Origin of the sequence: Pseudoalteromonas sp. SR45-1 (assembly GCF_014163655.1) — a bacterium.
Classification (GTDB): Bacteria; Pseudomonadota; Gammaproteobacteria; order Enterobacterales; family Alteromonadaceae; genus Pseudoalteromonas; species Pseudoalteromonas distincta.
The window spans coordinates 178,294-189,914 of record NZ_JACJDR010000004.1; the positions used below are offsets into that span (position 1 = coordinate 178,294).

Genomic DNA, 11,621 nt, shown 5'->3' on the forward strand with positions numbered 1-11,621 from the left:
GTTAGCCACCTATTAATACTGTAGGGTTGCCAACAACAATTTTACCGCCGTGGGAGCTGTCATCACCCATTCTAGCTGCAGGCTTACCGTTAATTTTAACCGAGCCAGAACCCGATTTAATACTATCTGGTGGGCCAATACACACCATCATGTCGCCTTTGCGCGCAGCAGGCATTCCACCGATTAAGACATTAGTTGAACCAATAACTACAGGGCCGCCTACATGCGGCACTGTGCCGGTTGTTTTAGGACACACATGCATGTGACCAATTGTAGCTGCGGGCTTGCCCATAAAGACTCCTTGTCTGTTTATATATTTAAATAAAACTAATCAAATAAAGGGATAATTAATAACTTGCTGTGCGCCACTAATAGAGATAAACACTCTATTAATTCACTTTGAGAATAATCTGAAAGTGCAACAGGGCTTTGCATAGCATATTGGTATAATCCCGACACAACATCTTCACTATTTAATACTGGGTGTAAATTATTTAAAAACTGGCCAGCGTAATAACCATTCATTGCTTTTAGGTGACTTAATGCTGGATTTAGCAATGGATCGTCTGGCCTATTAATTGGCAAACATATTAAATGCGCAAGCCCATAACGGCAATATACAACATATCCGTTATTATTAATGCCGTTTCTAAGTCCTGAATGAAAGCTATTTATTATTTCCATATTTGCACTAATTTAATTTAATCATTCCAGCTGATAAAGTAATAGCACTGCCGTCAACTTTAACATTACTACCTTTAATATTTATATTAGTGCCTTCAATAGTTATATTACCATTACTGCTCATTTTGATTTGTGCAGAGCCTGTTTTAATAACTATTTCATCACCCGCTTCTATATTTAATGTTTTGCCTACTTTTAAAGTATCGTTTTTACCCATTTCGGCAATACGATTTTTAGCAACATTAAGGGTGTCGTTGTTAGCAATATCTGTTTTTCTGTCGTTGCCAATTTCAATGTTGTGGTCGTGATCTGTCTTATCGTTTTGATCGTTTTTAACATAGAGCTGCTTGTCTTTTTCTGCTTGAAGATAAACCAGCTCACTGCCTTTTTTATCTTCAAACCTAAGCTCGTTAAAATTATCTGCTCCGCCTTCTTTTGTAGAACGCGTTTTTATGCCGCTTTGCGTTTTTTCTGCCGGTAATGCATACGGAGGCATTAAGTCTGCGTTATACACGGCCCCACTTATTATAGGTTGATCTGGGTCGCCATTTATAAAATCCACAAGTACTTCTTGGCCAACGCGAGGGAAGAAAAAAGCCCCCCACTTTTTACCAGCCCAGTTTTGGGCAACGCGGATCCAACACGAACTTTTAGAATCTTTTTTGCCTTCTCTGTCCCAATCAAATTGCACTTTTACACGACCATATTGGTCAATCATAATTTCATCAGCGCTATCGCCAGTTACGATTGCCGTTTGGACCCCGTTTATTACAGGCTTTTTCTTATTTATTTGTGCTCTGTAAGGGATTTCTTTTGGGACACATTCAAAGTGATTTGAATAAACTTCTTCTACCGATGACTGCTGCGAACCTGATTGGTTGGGTACTGTAATTGAAGTCATCATAGAGGTAATAACAAATGTTTTACCTTCAAGACGAGGGTCTTCGTGCTTTTTAAAACTAAATAACTTACCTACAGTAAATGAGCGGCAATCACTGCGCCCACTAGAAAGCTTCATGTCTCTTTGCAATGACTCTAGCTGCACAGACGCTAGATTAGCAGCGCGCGGGTGGCACTCTTGCTCGCCCGTGTATTCAAAAATTTCAGAGACCGATTGAGTAGGAAGTTCAGCGTTTGCTTGCTCGCCATCTGGGTATCGTGATGGCTGTTTAAAGTCGTAACCAACACGTTTAAAACTACCAGGGGCAATGCTTAAGCCACCTTGCCAGCGCGATACGTGTGATTCGCTTAAATGGCCAGTTGAAAATACAACTTTGCCTTCATTACATACTTCGTAAGCCGTAATATCATCAGCTAATACAAGCGTATGGTTACTGTTTGAGTGTTCAAAAAAGTAAAATATACCTTCTTGTTGGAATAAGCGCTGAATAAAATCAAAATCAGATTCTTGATACTGAACACAATATTCATATTTAGGGTAGGTTTTACTGGTTTTATCGCTAAAGGCAACATTGTGTTGGCCAAATAAATCAGCAAATATTTCTTTAATTGTTTTCTTTTGAAAAATGCGGCTATTTTTACGATTGCGCATTGAAGCTGCGAATGGAACTATCGTCGCTTGATAATCTATATAATTTTTTTGCTCGTCAACATCAGCCGTACGGCTGCCATTTGAAACCAAATGACTAACAATGCCGTGGTAGTAACGCTCACCACCGCCATCTGCATTTTTTACTTTAATAGATACAGGTTTACCCACTAAGTCTTCGTGCGCGATTTGTTTTCCAATAGTGTACATATTGGCCGACATAACAAACAAATCAGACATTGCCTCTTGGGCAACAAAACGAGTTAAATAGAGGGCATCTTTACCAACAGGGGTGCTAATTTGAATTACGTTTTTATCTTGTGTTGCTTTTTGCATTCCTTGCTTTTCCCGTCCTAAAGATCAAAAAAAGCTCTGAGCAATGCCCAGAGCCATTATAAGGTAACAAATATTACATTTGTTGACCTTTAACACCGCTGTAACCGTATACAAGAGGAGCAGTAATGTTATTTTTGTCGTCTGTTGGAGTAACAGTCATCATCATTTCTGTGTAGCTGATAGTGATTGTTTCGATTGGACGATCATTTTGTACTGAAACTGAGTAGCTAGAAATCATTGCATCTGTAAGTTCGATTTTCATGATTTCTTCAACCTTATCACCTTGCTTAGTGATATGGAAAACAGCTGGTAAACCTTTACCGATTGTCGCTTCTTTGAAAAGATCCGGAGATGCTTTATCTTGAAGTTTAGTGATTGTTACGTCACCAAGACGAGTAGAGCTTGACTCACGGTCCATCGCTGTACCAGTAGCTGAGCTAATTTCGCGACTTACATTCCAATCAAGAGATAAAACTGTAATTAAATCTTTGAAAGACTCAGCAGTAGTTTCGCCTTTGATTGAACCGTATTTTAAATATGTATTTGCTTGCATTTGATAATGCTCCTTTTTATTAAACAATGTTATCCATTAATACTGGATTCTTTACTTTGGTATATACCAAAATTCCTTTGAAACCATTATCTTTAATACAGCAATGAAAAGGCCTTCTGATTCCTTTCCTTAGATGAAGACAATGTCTCAAAAATTCCATGTAGTGATATCAGGCACCAAAATTATAATGCCCTCAAACTAAAGAAACAACCTTAATAACAAGTTATTTCAAATTAACTTTAATTAACCTTTAATTCAGCTCTAGTTCAAATTCATTATCTTTTACTAATAGCGATATACTATTAATTTCTTTGTCGTCAATCATGCTAGAAAGTAAAATCTCAGACAACAATGGCAGCACTCTATTTTGAAGTATAGTGTGAATATTACGTGCACCTGAGCCTGCATTTTGGCAATTAGCAATAATATATTCAATTACATCGTCATTATAAATTAACTCGGCATTGTAGTGTTTTTTAACACGTTTAATTATTTTATTTATTTGAATAGCGGCAATCTCAGTGAGAATATCGTCACTTAACGGAATGTAAGGTATTACATTAATACGACCTAAAAATGCCGGTTTAAATGAAGCAAGTAAATCATCTTGTAATGCCTTTAATAAACCTTTGATGCTTGGTTTACTTTCTTCGTCTTCAAACAAGCTCATTGTGGTATCTGTGCCCACGTTTGAGGTCATAATAATAATTGTGTTTTTAAAGTCGATATCGCGGCCTTCACCGTCTTTAATTGTACCTTTATCGAACACTTGATAAAAAATATCTTGTACGCCTGGGTGTGCTTTTTCCATCTCATCCAAAAGTACAACACTGTATGGCTTTCTTCTTACAGCCTCGGTTAATATTCCTCCTTCACCGTAACCTACATACCCTGGAGGAGAGCCAAGTAATAAAGAAACTTTATGTTCTTCTTTAAACTCTGACATGTTAATTACCGTGACGTTTTCTTCACTACCATACACTTCTTGGGCTAGCGAAAGTGCAGTTTCTGTTTTACCCACACCGCTTGGCCCTGCTAACATAAATATACCGTTAGGACGGCTTTCATCTGCTAGCTGAGCACGAGATGTTTGAACAACTTTAGCTATTAAATCAAGAGAGTGGTCTTGCCCTACAACTCGTTGCTTCATTTGCTGTGCTAGATTTAAAATGCCATGTATTTCATCTTCATGCATTTTGCCAACAGGTATGCCTGTCCAATCTGAAATAACTTGCGCTATAAGCTCTTCGTTAACCTGCCAATGAACCATATTATGTTCAAAAGAGGCTAGCTTCTCTTTACTAAGCCTTAGCTTATCGAGTATTTCTTGTGATGACTCTTCATCTTGAGAGTTAATAAGCTCTAAAGCTTGATTAAGCTCAGCTACAATTTCTTTTTCAGCACTAAATTGCTCATTTAACGGTGCTAATCGCTCTTCAATTGTAATTAGCTCTGCTTTTAATGTGTCTAGTTGCTGTGAATGATCTAAACCCGTTTTTTGCTCTCTGTTAAGCATTTTTACTTGTGTTTCTATTTCGCTTAAGCGATTTACAAGCTGCTCTATAGTATTTGGAGTAGATGCTTGGCTCATTGCAACACGTGCACAAGCTGTATCTAGTAATGCAACGGCTTTGTCTGGTAGCTGCCTTGCAGTAATGTAACGATGTGATAAATGCACCGCGCCTTCAAGTGCTTGCTCAGATATAAACACTTTGTGGTGTTTTTCCATTACAGGCACTAAGCCTCGTAACATTGCCACCGCTTTTTCAGGGGTTGGTTCTTCAACTTTTACAACTTGGAAGCGGCGTGTTAATGCGGCGTCTTTCTCAAAAAACTTTTTGTATTCAGCCCAAGTAGTTGCAGCTATTGTGCGTAATTCGCCACGCGCTAAAGCAGGCTTTAATAGATTTGCCGCATCATTTTGACCCGCTGCACCACCGCTACCAATCATGGTATGTGCTTCATCAATAAACAAAATAACCGGATTTACCGCATTTTTTACTTCATTGATAAGCGATTTAAGGCGATTTTCAAATTCCCCTTTCATACCTGCACCAGCTTGTAATAGTGCTAAATCTAAGCTGTGAATTTTTACATTTTGTAATACAGCAGGTACGTCTTTTTGAGCAATTCTTAATGCTAGCCCTTCAACAACAGCTGTTTTACCTACGCCCGCTTCACCAGTTAAAATTGGGTTGTTTTGGCGGCGTCTGGTTAAAATATCAACCATTTGGCGAATTTCGAAATCACGACCAAGAATAGGGTCAATTTTTCCAGCGAGTGCTTGGGCAGTTAAATCAACAGTAAATTGATCTAAACTTGGAGTTTTAGAACCAACATTTGCTTGAGTTGACGCATTTTGTACTGAATGGTTGCGCTCTTGAGATTGCGCAACTATTTCAGGCCATGCATGAAGCAATTGACCAGGCTCTATTTTATTAAATAACTTACTACAACGTGTTACTAAGCTAGATAATGTATCGTCTTTAGTAAGGGTATAAATAACGTATGCACTACGAATTTGATTATCTGTAAACTCAATGCTGGTACTTAACCAAGATTGCTTAAGAAGACTCGTAACATGCACTGACAAACTAGGAGATGACTCACTACCCGTTTTAAACGACTCTAATGATTGATTTAAATCCTGTTGAACTTTATCAATATCTATATCGAACGAGCCAAAAATTAGTCTAACATCATCTAATTGCTGCTCAATCATTGCAAGTAACCAATGCTCAAGTTCAACCGTGAAATGACTGCGACTATTACATATAGCAACAGCACCTTCTAGGCTTTTTCTGCAATCAGGACTCAGTTTTTCAACTAGTTTATTCAGTGTCATCGAAGACATACTTTTTTCCTTTTAATTTTAATTATCCCTTAAACGATAACTTAGTAGGGTTAGATTTTAATTTGTTATCTTGTACAGATAAGAAGCTATTAGCGCCTAACTGACACTCATTTTTTGAAAGTTTAGCGGCACCTAAATTTTGAAAATTTGACTCAATGACTAAGCGAAAGTTAATAGCATTTCCTACATAGTCTTTTGTTATTTGATTCGCTATTTCGAAAAGCGGACCTTTGGGCAAAAGTTGTTTTGCTTTATCTGGATCATCTGATTTTATGTGGATTTCGATATTAGAAGATACGTCCCATACTTTATTTCCAATCATGGTATCAACACCTAAACGGGCGTGCTGGCCTTCATATAATGCCTGGCTTGCTAAACGGGTTTGTTCTTGCTCTTTTAACTCGTGCCATTGGCCAACCATTTGTTTGATTGATACATCACAACCTAGGTATGACGAAAGTACATTTTTTAAATCAAATGCATTTCTAATTTTACGGCTATATAAACCTGAAAAATGCAGTTGGTGCTCGTTATAGCCACCACTTAATAAACCGAGTATTTGTGTGTATGGGTCTTTGTTTTTTTCTTTATTAACGTGATTAAGCGAAGGCTTATATTTTTTCCAAGCGCGGTAATACAGTGAGACTAAACGATGATTAAACATGTCGTAAAAGTCACGCATGGTTGTATCTTTATAGCGTAAACGCTGCATCACGAGTTCACTATAAAACTGGGGTAAAGCGCCTGAACACCCCGTCAGTCCCATAAAAGAAACCTGCATAGTTACTTTATGCATACCGTCTTCAAAACCAGTTTCTTCTAATTTGGTAATTGCATTACCTGGATAACCAAACTTTTGGGTAGCTGTAAACTTAATCAACTCTTGCTTTGGATTACTGTCGTAACCGACATGTCGATAATCTAAGCCACGCTTTTTTAGCTGATTTTCAATTATGAAAACAGCTTTGTAAAAGTCAATTTGAGAAGCTTGTGAGATTATTTGCTTTATCATAATAACGGACAGTCACCCACTCTTGCAGGCCATTGATAATAAATTTGTTCTTGCTCTTTAAGCCTTAAACTTAAACGCGTGTAGCTATTTATTGCTGCAAATTGAGCAAAAAAGTGATCAAGTATTGATGCAAAGAAGAACATGCCGCTGCCAGAAAAATCATCGTTAGCAAATGTAATTTCAATTTCGCTGCCTGTTGCAAAGCTTACTTTACCTTTTTGAATCACACGGGCAGTTGAAGGCTCTATTACCACTCTATAAATATTATCTATCATGCCTTTAGTTTGTGGTGATGCTCTAAAATCGTATAAACGCAAAACTTCTTTAAGCTTATTACATGCGTCTTCACCACTAAAGGTATCAAGCGTTAAATGATTAACTAACTGCCACCGTGTTGCATCAGCTAATACAGGTCTCACTGCATGAGTAAATGGCGTTAAACATCTAATTTTTTTAATTACATCGCCGCGCTCAGGCATTAATAAACCAAGTTCGTCATCACCAAATGGCATGCTTGCTGGTAGGTTGCGATTACTACAATTTGCGCGCACAGTAAGTACAGAGTTTCCGTCACCATATTCCATCGCACTATTTTCAAAAGTAGCATCAACTAACGATAAAAATGTTTCGGTTCCTGACTCTACATAACCGCCAGCCCAAGAAGCAGTTTCTCGACGAATATGCCAAAACAAATCATCATGTCCATGATATTTAGGATGTGTTTGACCATAAAAAGGCGAAACAATTTGTTTATTGCCTTTATGATCAAATGCAATAACTTCTGATATACCAATTACTTCTGATATTTCCGAGTCCATATAACGCGGTGTTAACTGATATTCATATTCACTGATCTCAGGTCGTATTGGCTCAAGCTCTTGTTCAAATAAGTTTATTATTGGTGTACAGCCTAATAAGAACATATCTTTATCTACTTGCTTTTCAAGCTCAGTAGATTCAGTATCTAGGTAAATATAAATACTACATTTATTAGATTGCTTAGGCAGTGATGAAAGAATGCCTTCAAGCTCAAAAAACCTAAACTTCTCAGGAAAAGTAAAATTTTCGACGAGCAAACGATATCCTGCAGATGAGCGCTGCGAATAAGGAACCACAGCCTCGTTAGAATCAAAGCCCACTGCTTTTAATTGGTTTTTTGACAGATATCTAATACCTTCATCGCCATTGTCTATAGCAATACCAATACTATGTTTGAACAGTAGTTCGTAAACTTTAAGTGTATGATGCCATTGGCCATTGATAAAAATCCGTAATTTTTCAAGGCCAGTTTCTGCAAGCGAAACCCCTTTATACTCACCTGTTAATTCTATTTTGAAAATAGATTTTGCTTTTTCTTGCCAGCGAGGCTTCGGCGCTACAAATGGGCTATTATCAAATTGCACATTTGTTATTTCAACAGGCCAAAGGTAGGTTTCATAACACGTTTGAAATTTACATTGCTTCATTGAGTCAACGTTAGTTTCTACTTCACTTGCCTTTGGTATAACCACCCCTGCCGTAGATAAGTTCTCAGCTTCGAGCTTAACAACTGACATTGATGGGATTGGCGCTTGGTAATCTGGTAGCATTTGCCCTAGCAAAGCATCCGTTAACTCCGGGAAACTATCGTCGAGCTTTTGCCTAATATTGGCAGTTAAAAATGCAAAAGATTCTATTAATCTTGAGACATGAGGGTCTTCAATATGATCTTCACTTAACTTTAAACGCCCTGCAACTTTTGGATATTTTTCAGCAAAGTCTTTACCTAAATGACGCACAAATGCTAATTCACGATTGTAATACTTCAATAACTCATCGTTCATAATGATGCCTCAATAATTTTCATACCCAAGTTCACGGGCTCTACTTCTGAATCAAAACTAATAAACTCTGGCTCAGGGTCGGCGTATAAAAGCGCATTTATTCTTAAATTTAATACTCTGTTTAAAGGTACTTCTTCATCTGTAAACACTTCTACTTCAAGAAACCGTGGCTCAAACTTTAAAATTGTATTTCTGACGGTTTCGCACAGTAATGCGCGCCCTTCGTGAGAGCTTACAGACATACTCGAAAAGTCAGGTAAACCATAAGACAAACATGAAGTAGCCAGCTCGGTGTATTGAGTTGGCCATGTATGCCATTGAATTCGAGCATTTAGCAAAGCTTCAATATCTCTGCGCACGTTTTTTCTAAGCTCACTAATAGTGATGCCTTCGGTACGTGATGGCGCATCCTGGAAGTCGGGCTCATCGTCAATGAGCCTATCTATAATGGATGCTTGAAGCTGCTGTTTATGCTCTATCATGGTTGCTTAAGCTTAAATTATGCTGTTTCAAGTGAGCTTATTTTTAAATTTGGGATGGTGATAGCCTCATCATCAACAAACAGCATTTTCATGCCCTTACCGATAATAAATTCATCTTTTAACTCAACCCAGTCAGACACTTGACCTAGCTTTTCAAGCTCCGATTCAGAGTTAATATAAACAAGTGGTAAATGAGCTGTACCTGATGGACCATCTTTAATTGTAATTTCAACACGTAACCAAATACTTTCTAATAAAGATTCTACTGGCTCCATTTTTAACGATTCAATTTCGTTAAAGTTTGCTAGATAAAACTCACCATTAGTACCTAAAACCTCTAGGTACGGGTTTAAGCAATCATCAAGATCTCTTGTTGATGCCTCGTCTGTGCTAACTCTTAAAGACTCCATCTCTTGAGCTAACTGAGCTGCTTCGTCAGTTGAGCCTTCTAACAGAGCAACATGCATTTTCAAAAATAGTGTGTCTAACTCATTCGCATCATGAAATAACTTAGGAATGCCTTTACCTTGATAAAAATCTACACGAGATTGCTGAGCACGAATTAAGTGCCTTAAATTTACTGCACCTACTGCAAATTCTGGATTTTTTTGTACCATGAAATCTAGCTGTTTATCGGCTTTTTCAAGTTCACCATTTATGCAAAGTAATTCGGCGTAAATACTCCTGATATCAAAGTTTAATGGCTCATCTTGAAGCTCTGTAGCACAACAAGATAATGCATCAGTAAGTTTCCCCTCGCGAATTAAGCTATGTATTTTTTTCATGACTATTCCTTTATTTTATGATGAGGACTGAGCTCTGTAATTAATTTAATACTGGAGATCATCTGATCTAATTGAAAATGTGGCTGTAATTGTAAAACAGAAAAGTAATGCCCTGGATTGGCTTTATTTTCACTGACTTTTATTCTGGCATTACTTAACGGGTACTTACTTCTTATATGCTCGGAGGAGGAATCTGAAGCCGTTGTATAATTATTTATCCACGCTTGTAGGTCTCGCTCACAAGCTTGTGCCGTGTTATAAGAGCCGACACGGTCTCGAGCTAATAGCTTTAAATAGTGAGCAAAACGAGATACACACAAAATATATTGCAGCATTGAAGATAAGCGCGCATTAATATTAGCGGCGCTTGATTCATAGTTTTTGGTTTTTTGAACCGATGCATTACTATAAAAAACAATGTGTTCTGTATTAGTCACTGATGATGCTGGAATAAAGCCAAGTTCAGAAAATTGCTTTTCAAATTTGCTTGTTACTAATAAGTTTAGCGGTGGCTTTGCTTCTTTTTGATAAGTGTCGTTTGCAAAACTGTCTCTCGCAAGCCCTGTAACCAGACCCTTTGAAATTTTACCCGGCTCAATACCGCGAATGTGCCCAAACCAGCCACTATCGCAATATGCTCTTATTAAGGTAGATACAAATTGATATGCTGCATTGCCCCAAAGCATATCGCTTTCAGGGTCTTTAATTTGTTCTTTAAAGTAAAAATCTTGATGACGTTTTCCATCATTGCTATATGGCGGTCTAACTAATACATGAGGAAGCGTAAGCCCAATAAAACGAGATTCTTCCATCGCTCGAAAGCTCTGCCATTTAGCGTATTCGGGTTGTTCAAACTGGTCAAATAAGTCTGCGTAATAGCCTAAATCAGAAAAGTTATCTGCACCAAATAAGTTAGGAGAAGCTGAGCAAATAAATGGAGAGAAAGCAGCGGCAGCGGTTCTAGATATTTCTTTTATTGTGTCTATGTCATTATAAATTGTGCCTGCTGAGCACATGTTACTAATTTCATAATCACCCACTACTACACCAAATGGCTCGCCACCTGCGCTATCAAACTCACTTTGATAAAGTAGTTGAAAAAATAGGCTTTGGTCAAAATCAATAGCTTTGTTTACATCTTTAGAGAGTGTTGCCCAATCGCAGTTCAATACTTTTATTTTTACTTTATTTTCTTTGTCGTATTGTTCGCTTTGAAGTATCAGCCACCAAAGATTACGCCAACTGGCTTCTAACTTTTGAAATCTATCATTATGAATTATGAGGTTTAATTGTTCTGAAATGAGTTGATCGAGTTCAACAATTACGCGCTGTAAATAAGGACCAAGTGATTCTTTAGTCCAAGATATAGGTGAATCTGAAGAGCCTTCAAGCCATAACAACAAGGCTTTATCTAGGTTTTTTTCGTTTAAAAACCTATCGAGTAAAGCCTCATTATCACTTATTCTAGACTGCGCTTTTTGTACAAAAGCGAAGTCTTGATTTATAAATGAAAACTCTTCGTGATTCATTCTACTGCATTATC

10 protein-coding genes are annotated in these 11,621 nt (G+C 37.6%); all 10 read right to left on the bottom strand.

The window, feature by feature from the left end; genetic code table 11:
• Nucleotide 1 precedes the first annotated feature (1 nt).
• Complete coding sequence (locus H5089_RS06290) at nucleotides 2–292, bottom strand: PAAR domain-containing protein (RefSeq protein WP_024595244.1); 291 nt, start codon at nucleotides 290–292, stop codon at nucleotides 2–4.
• Nucleotides 293–327: 35 nt separating this feature from the next.
• Entirely contained in the window at nucleotides 328–684 is a 357-nt protein-coding gene (locus H5089_RS06295; RefSeq protein ID WP_182671935.1) for a hypothetical protein, read from the bottom strand.
• Nucleotides 685–691: 7 nt separating this feature from the next.
• Nucleotides 692–2,569, bottom strand: coding sequence for a type VI secretion system Vgr family protein (locus tag H5089_RS06300; protein WP_182711773.1), 1,878 nt, complete (start codon nucleotides 2,567–2,569; stop codon nucleotides 692–694).
• Between the two features lie 73 nt (nucleotides 2,570–2,642).
• The gene (locus tag H5089_RS06305) at nucleotides 2,643–3,122 is read right to left on the bottom strand and encodes a type VI secretion system tube protein Hcp (RefSeq protein ID WP_024594574.1); all 480 of its coding nucleotides are present in this window, start codon (nucleotides 3,120–3,122) and stop codon (nucleotides 2,643–2,645) included.
• 250 nt (nucleotides 3,123–3,372) lie between these two features.
• Nucleotides 3,373–5,976 (bottom strand): type VI secretion system ATPase TssH, encoded by a 2,604-nt coding sequence (tssH, locus tag H5089_RS06310; protein ID WP_182711774.1) that lies wholly within the window; start codon nucleotides 5,974–5,976, stop codon nucleotides 3,373–3,375.
• A 22-nt stretch (nucleotides 5,977–5,998) separates the two neighbouring features.
• Nucleotides 5,999–6,988 carry a type VI secretion system baseplate subunit TssG gene (gene tssG, locus H5089_RS06315; protein ID WP_024594572.1) on the bottom strand — a complete coding sequence of 330 codons (990 nt, stop codon included), beginning with the start codon at nucleotides 6,986–6,988 and terminating at the stop codon, nucleotides 5,999–6,001.
• Nucleotides 6,985–8,811, bottom strand: a complete 1,827-nt coding sequence (tssF, locus tag H5089_RS06320) for a type VI secretion system baseplate subunit TssF (protein WP_182711775.1) — start codon at nucleotides 8,809–8,811, stop codon at nucleotides 6,985–6,987. The genes tssG and tssF overlap by 4 nt, the downstream gene beginning before the upstream one ends.
• On the bottom strand, nucleotides 8,808–9,293 hold the full coding sequence (gene tssE, locus H5089_RS06325; protein ID WP_024594570.1) for a type VI secretion system baseplate subunit TssE: 486 nt from the start codon (nucleotides 9,291–9,293) through the stop codon (nucleotides 8,808–8,810). The genes tssF and tssE overlap by 4 nt, the downstream gene beginning before the upstream one ends.
• A 17-nt stretch (nucleotides 9,294–9,310) precedes the next feature.
• Nucleotides 9,311–10,078: a type VI secretion system accessory protein TagJ gene (locus tag H5089_RS06330; protein WP_182711776.1), complete on the bottom strand. Its 768-nt coding sequence runs from the start codon at nucleotides 10,076–10,078 to the stop codon at nucleotides 9,311–9,313.
• 2 nt (nucleotides 10,079–10,080) lie between these two features.
• On the bottom strand, nucleotides 10,081–11,607 hold the full coding sequence (gene tssC, locus H5089_RS06335; RefSeq protein WP_182711777.1) for a type VI secretion system contractile sheath large subunit: 1,527 nt from the start codon (nucleotides 11,605–11,607) through the stop codon (nucleotides 10,081–10,083).
• Nucleotides 11,608–11,621: the final 14 nt, after the last annotated feature.

Coding starts and splice junctions, on each gene's coding strand:
- H5089_RS06290 (WP_024595244.1), bottom strand. CDS start 292: ATGGGCAAGCCCGCAGCTACAATTGGTCACATGCATGTGTGTCCTAAA.
- H5089_RS06295 (WP_182671935.1), bottom strand. CDS start 684: ATGGAAATAATAAATAGCTTTCATTCAGGACTTAGAAACGGCATTAAT.
- H5089_RS06300 (WP_182711773.1), bottom strand. CDS start 2,569: ATGCAAAAAGCAACACAAGATAAAAACGTAATTCAAATTAGCACCCCT.
- H5089_RS06305 (WP_024594574.1), bottom strand. CDS start 3,122: ATGCAAGCAAATACATATTTAAAATACGGTTCAATCAAAGGCGAAACT.
- tssH (WP_182711774.1), bottom strand. CDS start 5,976: ATGTCTTCGATGACACTGAATAAACTAGTTGAAAAACTGAGTCCTGAT.
- tssG (WP_024594572.1), bottom strand. CDS start 6,988: ATGATAAAGCAAATAATCTCACAAGCTTCTCAAATTGACTTTTACAAA.
- tssF (WP_182711775.1), bottom strand. CDS start 8,811: ATGAACGATGAGTTATTGAAGTATTACAATCGTGAATTAGCATTTGTG.
- tssE (WP_024594570.1), bottom strand. CDS start 9,293: ATGATAGAGCATAAACAGCAGCTTCAAGCATCCATTATAGATAGGCTC.
- H5089_RS06330 (WP_182711776.1), bottom strand. CDS start 10,078: ATGAAAAAAATACATAGCTTAATTCGCGAGGGGAAACTTACTGATGCA.
- tssC (WP_182711777.1), bottom strand. CDS start 11,607: ATGAATCACGAAGAGTTTTCATTTATAAATCAAGACTTCGCTTTTGTA.